Consider the following 12,985-nt stretch of genomic DNA (forward strand, 5'->3'; position numbering starts at 1 on the left):
AGATTTGACTTAAAACTGAGGTATTGGGATGAGGACAATGCGATTTTCTAAAAATCACTTAAGTTTTTGAAAGTGCCATTCAAAAATGAACCGTCTAATATATATACTAATTAGAAACATACATTAAATCATTAACGAATTAAATTTAATTAAATACAGGTTTGATAATATGGTTAGATTTTCACAAAGTCTTGATGATAGGCAATCAAAAAATAAAGCAAAACCTTATGAGCAATACAACCCTAATCCGCAATATTATGCCCGAGAGGAAAGACAGCCTCAGCCGGCCAATAAATATGATGATAGATTATATGCTCAACCGCAAAGACCTGTTTATCAAGAACCAGCCTATCAAAGACAGGATAATTTCTACAGACAGCCTCAAAGAGAAGCGATTGATGAAATTATCTATGAAAGACCAGTTATTGAAAGAGAATCTGTAAAACCTGACATTTCTAAACCTGAATTGAAGTTCCCTGCCGATCAAAACATTCAGTTCGGTGTTGAATATGCTCCAAACTCAAGGCCTCCTGTAATTGGTAAAAACTACACCATCAGGTCAAATTCCATAATCTATAATGATGTGGTTATTGGAGACAACTTCAGAACCGGCCATAATGTGGTCATTCGTGAAAACACCAACATAGGTGATGATGTATTAATCGGAACCAACACTGTCATTGAAGGGGACGTAATCATTGGAAATGATGTCAGCATTCAGTCTAACGTCTACATTCCAACCAATTCAGTAATTGAAGACAATGTATTTATCGGACCTTGTGCTTGTTTTACAAATGATAAATATCCTGTAAGAATCAATTATGAACTTCAAGGACCTAAAGTAAGACGTGGAGCTTCTATTGGTGGTAACACAACATTTTTATCTAATGTTGAAGTTGGAGAAGGTTCTATTGTTGCTGCTGGAGCTATTGTGATACATTCAGTTCCACCATTCTATTTGGCTATTGGAACACCAGCCCGTATTAAACCTCTTCCTGATCATTTAAAAGTTCCAAACAGATTCTAAATTAAAAGGAGATTAATTTATGGCTCAATATAAATGTAAGATTTGTGGATATGTTTTTGATGAAGATAATATTGAAGAAGGTTTGAACATTCCTGCCGGAACCAAATTTGAAGATTTGCCCGCTTCTTTTAAATGTCCGAAATGCCGTATGGCAAAGGCGATGTTTGAGAAAATTTAAATAGTTTTATATATTACTAATTAATATAATATTATTATTCAACTTATAATTTAAGGAGATTGTTAAACATGGCAAAATTTAAATGTAAACTTTGTGGATACACAACCGAAGAATTTGATGAATTACCAGAAGACTACAAATGTCCTATGTGCGGCGCTACTGCTGACATGTTTGAAAAAGTGGAATAGGTGTTCTAAATGGCTTTTGTCTGCAAAGTATGTGGATTCGTTTTAGAAGAAGACGAATTACCAGAAGACTACGTATGCCCAGTTTGCGGCGTACCTGCAGCTAACTTTGAAGAACAATAAGTTCTTCATTTTATATTTTTTCTAAAAATTGCTTATTTTTAAAACTAGTTTTTATTTTTTCAGCGTATTTTTCAAATATTTTTGGGATATCCCTTTCATCCTTTGACACTATATCATAGCTGACCTTATCTGAATACTCTTTATCAATAACTTCCAGATTGTTGTTTCTAACTTCAGTGTCTGCTGTTTTTATTTCAGAATATTCAAATGTGATGGTGTAAACTTCATATTCCTCGATTTCAAGTATTTCAGCTTCACCTATTGCTTCCATGACTGATTTTGAATATGCTCTGACAAGTCCTCCGGCACCAAGCTTGATTCCTCCGAAGTATCTTGTAACGACTGCTGTGATGTTGTGAAGCTCGTTTTTTCTCAAGACATTGATCATAGGTTTTCCTGCAGTTCCGCCAGGTTCACCGTCATCGTCAAACCCTTCTCCGTCACTAACGATATATGCTGTGCAGTTATGTGTTGCATCACTATACTGCTGGTTCAGTTTCTGGATTATTTCCTTGGATTCCTTTTTGTTTCTTGTTGGAAATAAGGAACAGATAAACTGGGATTTTTTAACATTTATTTCGATTTGCACAGGAGTTTTTATTGTTTTCATTTTATCAATATATTTATATATTTAATCCGATATATTATTGTTAGTAAATTTTAAAAGGTGTTAAAATGTCAAGTCGTTCTGCTACTGTTCTGGTAATATTTATTGTAGCTTGCATAGCTTTTTGTTTAGCTAGTGTTTTTGGAGCTATGACAGGACCTATTTCAATTTTACCTAATGAAAATGACACTGGAAGTGTTTTAGATAACCTTTCAGCAATCACTGATTCGGATGATAATGTCCAGACTTACGGATATGATGATTCCAGTAATTCCAATGATTACAGTTCAAGTAGTTCACAATCAAGTGAACCACAAGTAGAGACTACTACTGAGGAGTCTTCATCAAGTTCGTCTCATACGACTACTGAGACTTCTCCTGATGTTGATACATCTTCCTCTTCTGAATCTGGCTCACATAGTTCAAGCAGCGGAGGTAGTAGTGATTCTAATACAGGTAATGATGGAGATAAATAATTTATCCATTCTTTTTTTTTTACTTTTTTTTAAAAGTCTAATAATTTTTCAATATCAAGCAATACAGAGTTAATTGCCAGATTGAATAATCTGTGTCCGTATTCTTCATCAACGTAAACGCCGTTTTCTTCAACGTCACGTGCACCTTCTTCAATATTAGGGTCGTCTTTTCGGGCTTGTGTAAATCCGTATAGACCTACTTCTTCGTATTCTTTAACATTGGCCTGATTTTCAACTTCAGCTTCATTAACAATGCCCAATACTTTGGCCATTGACAGCTCTCCGCTTCCTCCATGAGGTCCTTCTGATGAAATTACCTTGTTGTTGAATGTTATTGCAAGGCCGGTTTTATCTTCAATATCCCATAATTCAGCTACTAATGGTATATTTCCGCCATGAGCATTGACAATAATGACCTTTTCAACATCCAGGAATTTTTTGGCTGCATTCAATGTAGAAATAACATTTTCTTTTAAAACGTCAAGTGAAACATGGACTCCATGGTCTATTGTATCCAGTTCGTAAGCTGGGAATATGATTCCTAAAAATTTGGCACCGCTTAAAAGGGATGACTGAAAGGCAATGTGAGCTGCGATTTTGGCGTCTGTATCTATTGGGAGTGCAGGGCCGTGGTTTTCCAGATGTGACCCGAGGGCTATTATTCCTACTTTATGGACTTGGGGATCTTTAATGTTTCCTGCTCTGTATCTTAACTCTGCCATAAAATCACCATTATATTTCAAAGTTCCAGATGTCGTCTCCGACGTAATGTTTGGTTTCGACAGCTTTTCCGGAATCGTTGGCTACCATTTCTTCACCGCTAATCAGACTTACTCCAATAGCCAGTGGTTTTCCATGGGTTTCATCTATTATGAGAACTATGTCTCCGGCTTCAACGCCTTCTGATGCATCTACAATTCCCGGACTCATGATGTCCGCACCGTTGCTGACAAATCTGATAGCTCCCATATCCACTGTCACGGTTTTTGCATCGATTTCATTTGCAAGTGCCGCTTTTAATGTAGGGAATGGTTTTTCATCAATGATTATAATGTAAGGTTCACCGTCTACTAAAATAAAGGAATTAGGTTCTGCTTCAAGTATCTCAACATTTTTTTTGCCTTGAAGTAATCCTCCGTATTCGCCTAATTCTGCTTTAATCTCTTTAATTTTCTTTTTTTTCAGGAAATTTCTTTTTTTAACTTTTATAGCCATGATTATCCCATAGTATTTTTATTAAATAATATTTGGTATTTAAAATAAATAAATCTATTGTTAAAAATCATCGAAGTAGTTGATTTCATCGCCAAGCTTTGTATTGATTATGGGTTTGGTGTGGCTTGCATATTGTGTTATTGTCTTTGCATTGTTGTTTGATAATGTTTCTATGCATGAATTGATGATATTGAGTTCTTTTTGGCTGAATTTTGGGGAGGGTATTACTGTAGGATAATATCTGTGGATTATTCTGTTATAGTAGGGTTCCTTTCTTAGGAATAGCTGTTTTCTGTTTATCAGCATTTCGGTGATTTGTCTGAAGTGTTTGGGTTTTATTCCTTTTTTGGATTTGATGTAGGTTTCTTTTGTAAGGAATGTCTTGTAAAGCTCGTAATAATAAAAATCAATGAAATACATCACGGTACATAAGACTGTTTTGCCCAGATTAGGTTTGTTTGAGCATTTAAACAGAATATAAAGGATTAGGTTGATATATTTTTCTTCATTAATTTTCATGTTATGGCCTGATGATGGTTGGGTGCATAGACTTATGTCATCAGGTAGATAAATATTGAGTCCTAGAGAGCATTTGATAACTAATTTAAATAGTAGTTAAGCTAATTATTTATTATTAAGATTAATTTTTTACTATTTTTGCCTAAAATAAGGTAACCTTTATATAGTAGGTTATTTATAATTAATAGTATTAGTTTTAATTAGGTTTTGTCTTATCTTAACTTGATTATATTATGAATGTACTAATTCAAATTAAAAACTAAAATTTTGATAATATAAGGTGATATAATGAGCGGACAAAATGTTCAAAGACCACTTGACGCATTAGGAAAATCTGTAGACTCTCCAGTTTTAATAAAACTTAAAGGAGATCGTGAATTTAGAGGAATACTTAAGAGCTTCGATTTACACATGAACTTAGTTCTTAATGATGCAGAAGAGTTACAAGACGGAGAAGTAACCAGAAGACTCGGTGTTGTACTCATAAGAGGAGACAATATTGTTTATATTTCACCATAAATATTATTTGATCATATTCTAACGATAATTAAGGAGGTGTATCAATGTCAAAGGGAACTCCATCAATGGGTAAAAAGAATAAAAAGACCCATATCAGATGCAGAAGATGTGGAAGAAACACTTACCACATACGCAAAAAAGTATGTGCTTCTTGCGGATTCGGTAAATCCAAAAAACTAAGAAGATACAGCTGGCAAAATAAAAAACCAACTACTAGACAAAGATTAGTATAAGTTGGTAAAAACTTTGAAGATTATTTAATAATCTTCTCTCAAATCTATTTTTAGGTAAATTTTCAATCAACGTATTAATTTTAACTGCTTTTTTTTAGATACTTTTATAATTTAGTTATGACTAAATATTTTTTAGGAGGATTATTCATGGTAGACATAAATGATGTAGCTATGGAAAATGATGTAAATTTAGAAAACTGTGTTGTTTTTATAAGAGGCAAAGACGATATATTGGCTGTTGACATTTCCAATGCAGGAATCAAACAAAGAAGTGATGATACAATGGGATTCACTTTCTCTTTATCTCCAAAACAAGCTTTAAAATTAGAAGAATACTTCAATAAGTTTGCAACAGGTGAAAAATTCTACTTTGATATTTCTCAAACTGGATACAGGCCTGTTTATTACAGGGGTTTGTCACCTATGACTAAAGAAATTAGTCAGGAATACATGCCTAAATTCAATATAACTCTATTTGCACAAAAAGCCATTGTGGAACCTGAAGACTCTTATTTTGCTCCTACATGCGAATGCTGTGAGTTTTGTCATCTCGATTAGGTGAAACATGTTTGATTCGATGTTTTCAGACAAGATTACAATAACCAAAAAATCGGATGATGTTTTTGAGCTTGATCAAAGAATGGTTAAGATTCGTGAAAATGAAAAGGGACTGATGGCTGTCAGTTATGTTGCACCTGTATTTGAGGCAATGGATTTAGAAGATTTTTTTGATGATGTCATTGCTTCTGAATATTTAAGCATGAATATTGGTGGAGCAGGTGAGTTTACGGTGATGTTTAGGGGAATTGTTGACGGGAAGGGTAAGAACTTTCCTCAAAATCTTGATTATAAGATTATTCTCCTTCAGGAGCCTAAATGGCTTGACGAAAGGGAAAATGTTCAACTTACCGGTTTTTCCAAGTTTAAAATAAGGGGAAAGATTTCGGATGATGCAGATGAATTACTGTAATTCATCTTCAACTGCATCCCATAAGTCTGTTGCCCATCCCTGACCTGCATCAATCACCATATCCAGCAGTCTTACTTTCCCGTCTTTGAATCTGAACAGTCTGTAGTCCTGTTGAGGTTTTTTTGCTGTTCCTTCTTTGTTGCAGTCAAGATAGATTCCTTCACTGTATTCTGCTTCAAAGTTTCCTGCCTGAACAAAATCTCCAACAAGGGAATATCCGTTTCTAACGCTTTTGTCAAGTTCTTCAACGGTTTTTAACCATCCGCCTTGTGCTCTGAATTTTATGTCAGGGTCTACTTTTGTTATTTCTTCTTGCCAATTTATTATCATAGTACCAAATCCTTTTTAGTATTAATTTCATTTTGGTCATATATAAAAAAAGAGTTAGAGCATTTGATAAGTAATATTTATAACTATTGTTATATAATAATTATATATAACTTCAATTTCATAATTATTATTGTATTAATAATAGTCTGGGCTTAACATGAACTTATTTGAAAAATTTGGAATCGATAGTAATAACGAACAATTATATGAAATAGCATTTACGCATGGTTCTTATAGTTGTGAAAATGATTTGGAATATAATTATGAAAGATTGGAGTTTTTGGGAGATTCTGTTCTAAGCTTATTAGTATCAGATTATCTCTACAGGAAATATCCTAACTATGAAGAAGGTAAATTAACTAAATTAAGGGCCAATTATGTCTGCCAGAATGCTTTGATTTACTATTCACATGAACTTGGTTTGCAAAATTACCTGAAAGTTGCTGATGAGGAATTCAATCTGACCCACAATGAGGTGCTGTCCATTACTGCGGACATATTCGAATCCTTTTTGGGGGCAATATTTCTAGACCAGGGCATTGAATTTGCAAAGGACTACATATCAAAATATGTATTCCCACACATTGACGATAAAAAAGTATTCTTCACTGACTACAAATCAGCAATAAAGGAATACGGCGATGCAGAAGAACTGGAAATATCATATGAAATAGAAAATGAATTCGGAGTTCCTCACGACAAGACCTTTTTCATATCCATCTTCATAAACGGTGAAAAGATGGGTACCGGCAAAGGAAAGAACAAAAAAGAAGCAGAACAGGCAGCCGCAAAAATAGCTATGGAAAAATTGAATATCGGTGTTTAAAATGAATGAAGAATCTGTAGGCATTGTTGAGACAAAATATTTGGATATTAAAGAACCAATCCAATTAGACAGTGGTAAAACTCTCAATAATGTTACTGTTGCTTATGAAACTTATGGTGAACTTAACAAAGAAAAATCCAATGCCATTTTAATCTGTCATGCTCTGACTGGAGACGCACATGCTGCAGGATGGCACGAAGGTGACAGAAAACCGGGATGGTGGGAAATAGTAATAGGTCCAGGAAAGGCTATTGATACAGAAAAATATTTCATCATATGTTCAAATGTTCTGGGCGGCTGTAAAGGAACTACAGGTCCAAGTTCAATCAATCCAAAAACCGGAAAGGAATACGGTATTGATTTTCCAGTAATCACAATTAAGGACATGGTTAAAGTCCAAAAGAAATTAATAGACTCACTTGAAATTGATCAGTTATATGCCATTATTGGAGGGTCCATGGGCGGAATGCAGGTCCTTCAATGGCTTGTCACTTACCCTGAAATGACTAAAAAGGCTGTTCCAATGGCTACAGCGGCCATGTCATCCCCTCAACAAATTGCATTCAATGAGGTAGGTCGCCAGGCAATATTTTCAGATCCTGACTGGAACAATGGAAATTATTATGAAACAGGCTTAAAACCTAAAAACGGCCTTTCCCTTGCAAGAATGATTGCCCACATTACCTATTTAAGTGATGAATCAATGGACATTAAATTCGGCCGTGATTTGCAGGACAAGGATGAGATAAGCTATGACTTTTCAATTGATTTTCAGGTTGAAAGTTACCTGAAGCATCAGGGTGAATCATTCGTAAAACGTTTTGACGCTAACAGTTATTTATTCATTACAAAAGCTGTGGATTTATTCGATTTGTCAGTTAACAATTCACTGATTGACGGATTTAAGGATATCAAGGCCAAGGTTGAAGTGATATCCGTTGACTCCGACTGGCTGTATCCGACAGAACAGAGTACTGAAATATTGACATCACTTCATGCGAACAATATTGAAGCGACATTTTCAGAAATAAAGTCCAACTATGGTCATGACGCATTTTTACTTGAAACCGGGCAGCTGAACTTTATTCTATCAAAATTCCTGGCAAACAATGTTGTAAGTGATTTGATGAAGGAAGTTGTCGTTACCATAAAGGAAAATGCCGATGTCAGTGAAGCGGCTCAGCTGATGCTTGAAAAACAGGTTACTCACATTCCTGTTGTCACTGATGACTATAAGCTGATAGGTATTGTAACCAGCTGGGACTTGTCCAAGTCAATAGCCATGAATACAAATCATCTGAATGATATCATGACAACAACCGTTAAGTATTGTTTTGCTGATGATTCGATTGAAAATGTAGCTCGTATGATGAGCGATTATGACATATCCTCTCTTCCTGTTGTTGATGAGGACATGAAAGTTTTAGGAATTATTACAACAGACCAAATTAGTCATTTATTAAGTTAAATAACTAATTTTCACTATTTTTTTTAAAAGGAGACATTACTATTTCTCGTAAGGCTAAAATTATCGATGGAGTTAAAAAGGGTATTCCAATCACTTTTGGATATGTTCCGATGGGGATTGGATATGCTGCTATTGCCATAAAGGCAGGTTTCACACCTTTGCAAACGGTTTCAATGTCTGTTCTGGTTTATGCGGGAGCAGGTCAAATCATTGCCGCCTCAATGGTTTTAAGCAGTGCAAGCGTAATGGCGGTAATCCTAACCAATTTTGTAGTTAACTTAAGGTATTTCGTAATGTCCACCTGCGTTTTAAATCAGGTTGAAGAATCCAATCTCGGATTGAATATTCTGGCGGCACATGTTACTGTCGATGAATCCTTTGCGATGTTTTCATTAAGTGAAGACTCATCAATCTGGATATATCTTGGAATAGCACTCATATCATGGCTTTCATGGATTATAGGTGCTGCGATAGGAGTTGTTGTTTTGGATCTGCTTCCTGTTATCGTAACAAACAGTTTCAACATTTCCCTTTATGCTCTGTTTGTAGCAATTCTGGTTCCTGCAATTAAAAAATCAAGGCAGATTGCTCTTTTAGTTTTAATAACTGCAGTTTTGAATATTATATTGAGTCAGTTGATTGGAAACTGGTCTTTGATTGTTTCAACTCTGATAGGTGCTGCAGTCGGAATGTATATTGTCGATGATGAATATGTTCTCTCAGGTGATGCATGATGGATTACATTAACCTTGTCATATTGGGATGTGCTCTTGTAACTTTCATTCCAAGGCTGATACCTGCATTGTTCATAGACAGGCTCAATTTTTCACCTAAGGTTGAGAAATTCCTGAATCTGATTCCATACACTGCCCTTGCCGCATTGATTTGTCCTGGAGTTCTGACAGTTGACAATCAGTTGTGGTATATCGGTTTGATAGGTGCGGTTGTCGCAGCCGCTCTTGCATGGAAAAAGGTTCCGCTTGGAGCTATTGTAATATTGACTGTGGTAGTTTTAATCACTGTCTATTCGATTGTCCCGTTCTTTTAAGTTCCACATTAACGTCGGCTATTTCAGGTTTTGAATTGCTTTTGAAAAACTTTTTGATATATATGCCGATGTCAAGTCCGACTTATTTTTTAAAATCATTGGCGTTAATGTTAAAATCTATTCATTAAATTGAAGTTTGTTTTTCTCTTTTTTATTTAGTTGACATTAACATTAAGTATTTTGAGTGCAATTTCTCTGTGAAAATAAGTTTTGAAAATAATTTGGTTCCAGGCAGATGTTAGAGGAAATAAGGTTGCATAATATGGTTCGTTAAAAATAATTTCTGCTGCCTGGAACTGTGCCTGTAACATCAAATGTGTTAATCAAATGTTACATATGTTAAAGATGTATTACCTAATATATAAAGGTTTCGTTTATAAATTTATCAATAAAAAACAAATATTCTTATTTTAAATTATAATTAATTAATATATATTTTTTTAATAGGTTGAATTTAAATTTAAAATTTGATTTTATATAATTAAATAAATATAAATTATTTTTATTAGTTTTAAATGATTTTAAATGAATTAATATAAAATAGTAAAGTATATATACTATGTAATGTAACATTAACATAAGTAATTATATTTTAACATAATTGCTTAAGTACTTAAATACTTTTTGCAAAAATGAATTAATTTGTGGATTACTATGAGAACCATGATTAAATATTTAAGACAGGAGCTCAAAATGAGCCAAAAAGAACTGGGGGATAAAGTTGGAGTGACCCGGCAAACCATTAACGCACTGGAAAACGGCAGGTACAATCCATCTTTATTTTTAGCATACGAAATAACCCAGGTCTTTAATAAAATGTTATTTAAAGGAGATCGAGAACAATACTTTGTTATGGAAGATATATTCATATTCGATGATGATTACTATTAGGTGATAAAATGATTTTAGACATATATAAAGATGCATTGGAATATTCAGCAAAAGACTGGAAAACCTTGGTGATACTGGGAGTACTTTCAGTATTCAGTTTCTTGTTGCTACCGGCTTTCCTAATTACCGGTTACAATTATAGAGTTATCAATCAGGCAGTACACGGAATAATCAATGGAAGAGATCCTCTTCCAGGATTTGATGACCTTATTTACATGTTCGTTGATGGAATAAAAGTTGTCATTGTTCAGGTGGCATATGTGATTGTTCCTGTAGTAATATTCATAATATTTGCAGTTATTGCAGGAAATGTAGGTGGCGGATTATCAGCTGCAATCATGATTATCGGATGTTTAATAACACTCATCGTTGCTGTTGTAGCATTCCTGATGGAACAAATGGGATTATGTCACATGGCATACCATGATGGAGCATTCTCAAAAGCCTTCGATATAAAAGAGCTCAAAGAGGTAATTAGTGAAATCGGATGGTTTGAATGCATTTTAACATACGTTGGATTGATAATCATTACTCTGGTAATTGCAATTGTCGTAACTGCAATAATCGGATTAATCTTTACAGTATTCGGCCTTTCAGGATTTGCATTAGGCGTTGATGCAGGTGGAGTATTTGCTTTAGGAATTATCCTTAACTGGTTAGTTACCATTTTCCTTGTTGGACCATACTTAAGCATATTCAATTCAAGATCCATAGGATTATTATATACCATGCAGATTTAAGGTGATTTGATGGCAAGCATAACAGACTGTGTTAGTGAAGGATTGAAATACCCCTTCACTGACCCTAAAAAGCTTTTAAGTTTCGGAGCAATATTTGCAGTTCTAAACGTAATATCTCTGTTCATAAGCACTAAAAGCATGGATATTACCAGAGTTTTTGTAAGGGAAATCGAAAGAACCAACAGCACAGCCCTGTCTCTTAATGTTACACAGGTGCCAACCAATGACATTTATATCGTGATAGCTTTAAGCATCGTTAGCTTTATAATAGCACTGTTCGTAATGGGATATCTTTATGATGTTGTAAAATTTGCAATAGATAAAAAAGAGGATCTTCCGGGATTCAATGATATAGCAAAAATCTTTGTCAACGGAATCAAGATGCTTCTGGTAACAGTCGCATATTATATCATTCCATTTGCCGTATTTGTGCTTGGAATAGTGTTCGGCGGCGATTCACCGGTATTGGGTGTAGTTATATTGATTTCAGCAATACTTGCCATAGCCGCATTTTTCCTCCAGATAATGGCAGTAAACAATATGGTGGCAAATGACAGTCTTAAAAAAGCATTTGACTTAAGAGAGATTACTGACAATATTTCAAATCTCGGCTGGGGAAAATATATTGGAATAATCATATTCACACTCATAGTGTTCATGGTCGTCAATGTTGCAGCGGGATTCATATTGAGTTTCCTCACTTTATTGTTTGCAAGAGCTTTCAATCAGGCAATAGTCGTAGCTGCATTCATTGGAATACTTGAAGGGTTATTCATAACATCTTACACTAGCGTATTTTACAATAGGGTCTGCGGATCAATCTATAGGGAAGCTATTAAGTAGAATGTTTTAAACATTCTATTTTTTCATTAAAATTATGGGGGAGATAATTTGAAAATGAATTCAAAAATATTATGTATTTTCATAGCTTTTTTGGCTATTTGTATGATAATTTCAGCTGCAAGCGCAGTTGATTTGGTAAATAATTTCAGTAATGGCGATTTTGAAGTAAAAGTTGCTTCCGGAACTAATTTCACAGATAGTGTAAACGTTACCACAAATAACATGAAATTATTAATATTTGAAAATTCAGGCATTGATTCCAGCGACGTGAATTCAATAATTTACTTTAAGGATTCTACAGCTGATAAAAATCAGGTAAATGGTTTTATAAAAGACTTGGAAAAGGATGGATCTAAAGTTGAAGAAACCGATAAGTATGTTGCTTTAAAAAACGGTCAAAATTCAAATGATTTTGATATTTCAAATAACATTGATGGATTTTTTAACATTGCGGGCAGTATCTTTTCATCTGATGGTTTGAATGTGTCTGCTGATGATAATTCAATTTCATTATCAAGCAATGGTTTTAAAGTTTCAAGTGCAGATGGTGAGAATGTATCCATCACATCTGATGGTGTAAGTGTTTCTGGTAATTCGTCTGCAGGTAATGAAACAGTTAACGTTTCAAGTGATTTGGATTCAAATATTAAAAATTCCGATTATTCAATTTATATGAAAAATCAGAACAACGGTGAGGTCATTGTTATATCTGGAAATAATTTGGAAGTATTGAAATCAATGGCCGAAACAGTTTCTTTTAATGGGAATTAAACTTTTTATTCTCATT

General features: G+C 34.2%; 22 protein-coding genes. 17 read left to right on the forward strand and 5 right to left on the reverse strand.

The genetic code is table 11. The annotated features are described in order from the left end of the window. The first annotated feature begins 466 nt into the window (after positions 1 to 466). From E7Z81_RS03590 to E7Z81_RS03605, 4 genes are all read left to right on the forward strand, one after another. Positions 467 to 1,027, forward strand: coding sequence for an acyltransferase (locus tag E7Z81_RS03590; protein WP_292744657.1), 561 nt, complete (start codon positions 467 to 469; stop codon positions 1,025 to 1,027). A gap of 19 nt (positions 1,028 to 1,046) precedes the next feature. Further along, entirely contained in the window at positions 1,047 to 1,205 is a 159-nt protein-coding gene (locus tag E7Z81_RS03595; RefSeq protein ID WP_292744357.1) for a rubredoxin, read from the forward strand. A 68-nt stretch (positions 1,206 to 1,273) separates the two neighbouring features. Continuing rightward, positions 1,274 to 1,393: a rubredoxin-like domain-containing protein gene (locus E7Z81_RS03600; protein ID WP_287412284.1), complete on the forward strand. Its 120-nt coding sequence runs from the start codon at positions 1,274 to 1,276 to the stop codon at positions 1,391 to 1,393. Between the two features lie 9 nt (positions 1,394 to 1,402). Further along, entirely contained in the window at positions 1,403 to 1,513 is a 111-nt protein-coding gene (locus E7Z81_RS03605; protein ID WP_292742119.1) for a rubredoxin-like domain-containing protein, read from the forward strand. 10 nt (positions 1,514 to 1,523) lie between these two features. Here E7Z81_RS03605 and E7Z81_RS03610 read toward each other — a convergent pair whose 3' ends face one another. Beyond that, complete coding sequence (locus E7Z81_RS03610; protein WP_292744363.1) at positions 1,524 to 2,123, reverse strand: YigZ family protein; 600 nt, start codon at positions 2,121 to 2,123, stop codon at positions 1,524 to 1,526. Between the two features lie 65 nt (positions 2,124 to 2,188). Here E7Z81_RS03610 and E7Z81_RS03615 point away from each other — a divergent pair, with 65 nt between their 5' ends. After that, positions 2,189 to 2,596 (forward strand): hypothetical protein, encoded by a 408-nt coding sequence (locus E7Z81_RS03615; RefSeq protein WP_292744366.1) that lies wholly within the window; start codon positions 2,189 to 2,191, stop codon positions 2,594 to 2,596. Between the two features lie 29 nt (positions 2,597 to 2,625). Here the strand turns inward: E7Z81_RS03615 and arfB are convergent, their stop codons facing one another. Genes arfB through E7Z81_RS03630 form a run of 3 tightly spaced genes read right to left on the reverse strand, consistent with a single transcriptional unit; the run spans position 2,626 to position 4,330 of the window. Continuing rightward, complete coding sequence (gene arfB / locus E7Z81_RS03620; protein WP_292744369.1) at positions 2,626 to 3,318, reverse strand: 2-amino-5-formylamino-6-ribosylaminopyrimidin-4(3H)-one 5'-monophosphate deformylase; 693 nt, start codon at positions 3,316 to 3,318, stop codon at positions 2,626 to 2,628. A gap of 10 nt (positions 3,319 to 3,328) precedes the next feature. Then, on the reverse strand, positions 3,329 to 3,811 hold the full coding sequence (locus E7Z81_RS03625) for an RNA-binding protein (RefSeq protein WP_292744373.1): 483 nt from the start codon (positions 3,809 to 3,811) through the stop codon (positions 3,329 to 3,331). A 60-nt stretch (positions 3,812 to 3,871) separates the two neighbouring features. Next, positions 3,872 to 4,330, reverse strand: coding sequence for a type II toxin-antitoxin system antitoxin SocA domain-containing protein (locus tag E7Z81_RS03630; protein WP_292744376.1), 459 nt, complete (start codon positions 4,328 to 4,330; stop codon positions 3,872 to 3,874). Positions 4,331 to 4,618: 288 nt separating this feature from the next. Here E7Z81_RS03630 and E7Z81_RS03635 point away from each other — a divergent pair, with 288 nt between their 5' ends. From E7Z81_RS03635 to E7Z81_RS03650, 4 genes are all read left to right on the forward strand, one after another. After that, positions 4,619 to 4,849 carry an LSm family protein gene (locus E7Z81_RS03635; protein WP_116591755.1) on the forward strand — a complete coding sequence of 77 codons (231 nt, stop codon included), beginning with the start codon at positions 4,619 to 4,621 and terminating at the stop codon, positions 4,847 to 4,849. 44 nt (positions 4,850 to 4,893) lie between these two features. After that, positions 4,894 to 5,082 carry a 50S ribosomal protein L37e gene (locus tag E7Z81_RS03640; protein WP_067042784.1) on the forward strand — a complete coding sequence of 63 codons (189 nt, stop codon included), beginning with the start codon at positions 4,894 to 4,896 and terminating at the stop codon, positions 5,080 to 5,082. A 147-nt stretch (positions 5,083 to 5,229) separates the two neighbouring features. Next, positions 5,230 to 5,640 (forward strand): hypothetical protein, encoded by a 411-nt coding sequence (locus E7Z81_RS03645; RefSeq protein ID WP_292744379.1) that lies wholly within the window; start codon positions 5,230 to 5,232, stop codon positions 5,638 to 5,640. A 7-nt stretch (positions 5,641 to 5,647) separates the two neighbouring features. After that, a complete protein-coding gene (locus E7Z81_RS03650; protein ID WP_292744382.1) occupies positions 5,648 to 6,052 on the forward strand; it encodes a hypothetical protein in 405 nt (134 codons plus the stop codon). Here E7Z81_RS03650 and E7Z81_RS03655 read toward each other — a convergent pair. Further along, complete coding sequence (locus E7Z81_RS03655; protein WP_292744384.1) at positions 6,044 to 6,382, reverse strand: hypothetical protein; 339 nt, start codon at positions 6,380 to 6,382, stop codon at positions 6,044 to 6,046. The genes E7Z81_RS03650 and E7Z81_RS03655 overlap by 9 nt on opposite strands. Positions 6,383 to 6,539: 157 nt before the next feature. On the opposite strand from E7Z81_RS03655, the gene rnc reads away from it, so the two are divergent. The 8 genes from rnc (at position 6,540) to E7Z81_RS03695 (ending at position 12,969) form a co-directional block, all read left to right on the forward strand. Then, a complete protein-coding gene (gene rnc / locus E7Z81_RS03660) occupies positions 6,540 to 7,208 on the forward strand; it encodes a ribonuclease III (RefSeq protein WP_292744387.1) in 669 nt (222 codons plus the stop codon). A gap of 1 nt (position 7,209) precedes the next feature. Next, complete coding sequence (locus E7Z81_RS03665; RefSeq protein WP_292744390.1) at positions 7,210 to 8,676, forward strand: homoserine O-acetyltransferase; 1,467 nt, start codon at positions 7,210 to 7,212, stop codon at positions 8,674 to 8,676. Between the two features lie 89 nt (positions 8,677 to 8,765). Then, positions 8,766 to 9,410, forward strand: coding sequence for an AzlC family ABC transporter permease (locus tag E7Z81_RS03670; protein WP_292744659.1), 645 nt, complete (start codon positions 8,766 to 8,768; stop codon positions 9,408 to 9,410). After that, positions 9,410 to 9,724, forward strand: coding sequence for an AzlD domain-containing protein (locus tag E7Z81_RS03675; protein WP_292744392.1), 315 nt, complete (start codon positions 9,410 to 9,412; stop codon positions 9,722 to 9,724). Before E7Z81_RS03670 ends, E7Z81_RS03675 begins: the two co-directional genes overlap by 1 nt. A gap of 654 nt (positions 9,725 to 10,378) precedes the next feature. Further along, entirely contained in the window at positions 10,379 to 10,615 is a 237-nt protein-coding gene (locus E7Z81_RS03680; RefSeq protein WP_292744395.1) for a helix-turn-helix transcriptional regulator, read from the forward strand. A gap of 8 nt (positions 10,616 to 10,623) precedes the next feature. Continuing rightward, a complete protein-coding gene (locus E7Z81_RS03685) occupies positions 10,624 to 11,355 on the forward strand; it encodes a DUF4013 domain-containing protein (RefSeq protein ID WP_292744398.1) in 732 nt (243 codons plus the stop codon). Positions 11,356 to 11,364: 9 nt separating this feature from the next. Continuing rightward, positions 11,365 to 12,198 (forward strand): DUF4013 domain-containing protein, encoded by an 834-nt coding sequence (locus E7Z81_RS03690; protein WP_292744401.1) that lies wholly within the window; start codon positions 11,365 to 11,367, stop codon positions 12,196 to 12,198. 48 nt (positions 12,199 to 12,246) lie between these two features. Then, positions 12,247 to 12,969, forward strand: a complete 723-nt coding sequence (locus tag E7Z81_RS03695) for a hypothetical protein (protein WP_292744403.1) — start codon at positions 12,247 to 12,249, stop codon at positions 12,967 to 12,969. Positions 12,970 to 12,985 lie beyond the last annotated feature (16 nt).

Source organism: Methanobrevibacter sp., assembly GCF_015062935.1.
GTDB lineage: Archaea > Methanobacteriota > Methanobacteria > Methanobacteriales > Methanobacteriaceae > Methanocatella.

What these genes read in the sequence shown, in the direction of transcription:
- E7Z81_RS03595 (WP_292744357.1), top strand. Translation starts at nt 1,047, where the DNA reads ATGGCTCAATATAAATGTAAGATTTGTGGATATGTTTTTGATGAAGAT.
- E7Z81_RS03600 (WP_287412284.1), top strand. Translation starts at nt 1,274, where the DNA reads ATGGCAAAATTTAAATGTAAACTTTGTGGATACACAACCGAAGAATTT.
- E7Z81_RS03605 (WP_292742119.1), top strand. Translation starts at nt 1,403, where the DNA reads ATGGCTTTTGTCTGCAAAGTATGTGGATTCGTTTTAGAAGAAGACGAA.
- E7Z81_RS03610 (WP_292744363.1), bottom strand. Translation starts at nt 2,123, where the DNA reads ATGAAAACAATAAAAACTCCTGTGCAAATCGAAATAAATGTTAAAAAA.
- E7Z81_RS03615 (WP_292744366.1), top strand. Translation starts at nt 2,189, where the DNA reads ATGTCAAGTCGTTCTGCTACTGTTCTGGTAATATTTATTGTAGCTTGC.
- arfB (WP_292744369.1), bottom strand. Translation starts at nt 3,318, where the DNA reads ATGGCAGAGTTAAGATACAGAGCAGGAAACATTAAAGATCCCCAAGTC.
- E7Z81_RS03625 (WP_292744373.1), bottom strand. Translation starts at nt 3,811, where the DNA reads ATGGCTATAAAAGTTAAAAAAAGAAATTTCCTGAAAAAAAAGAAAATT.
- E7Z81_RS03630 (WP_292744376.1), bottom strand. Translation starts at nt 4,330, where the DNA reads ATGAAAATTAATGAAGAAAAATATATCAACCTAATCCTTTATATTCTG.
- E7Z81_RS03635 (WP_116591755.1), top strand. Translation starts at nt 4,619, where the DNA reads ATGAGCGGACAAAATGTTCAAAGACCACTTGACGCATTAGGAAAATCT.
- E7Z81_RS03640 (WP_067042784.1), top strand. Translation starts at nt 4,894, where the DNA reads ATGTCAAAGGGAACTCCATCAATGGGTAAAAAGAATAAAAAGACCCAT.
- E7Z81_RS03645 (WP_292744379.1), top strand. Translation starts at nt 5,230, where the DNA reads ATGGTAGACATAAATGATGTAGCTATGGAAAATGATGTAAATTTAGAA.
- E7Z81_RS03650 (WP_292744382.1), top strand. Translation starts at nt 5,648, where the DNA reads ATGTTTGATTCGATGTTTTCAGACAAGATTACAATAACCAAAAAATCG.
- E7Z81_RS03655 (WP_292744384.1), bottom strand. Translation starts at nt 6,382, where the DNA reads ATGATAATAAATTGGCAAGAAGAAATAACAAAAGTAGACCCTGACATA.
- rnc (WP_292744387.1), top strand. Translation starts at nt 6,540, where the DNA reads ATGAACTTATTTGAAAAATTTGGAATCGATAGTAATAACGAACAATTA.
- E7Z81_RS03665 (WP_292744390.1), top strand. Translation starts at nt 7,210, where the DNA reads ATGAATGAAGAATCTGTAGGCATTGTTGAGACAAAATATTTGGATATT.
- E7Z81_RS03675 (WP_292744392.1), top strand. Translation starts at nt 9,410, where the DNA reads ATGGATTACATTAACCTTGTCATATTGGGATGTGCTCTTGTAACTTTC.
- E7Z81_RS03680 (WP_292744395.1), top strand. Translation starts at nt 10,379, where the DNA reads ATGAGAACCATGATTAAATATTTAAGACAGGAGCTCAAAATGAGCCAA.
- E7Z81_RS03685 (WP_292744398.1), top strand. Translation starts at nt 10,624, where the DNA reads ATGATTTTAGACATATATAAAGATGCATTGGAATATTCAGCAAAAGAC.
- E7Z81_RS03690 (WP_292744401.1), top strand. Translation starts at nt 11,365, where the DNA reads ATGGCAAGCATAACAGACTGTGTTAGTGAAGGATTGAAATACCCCTTC.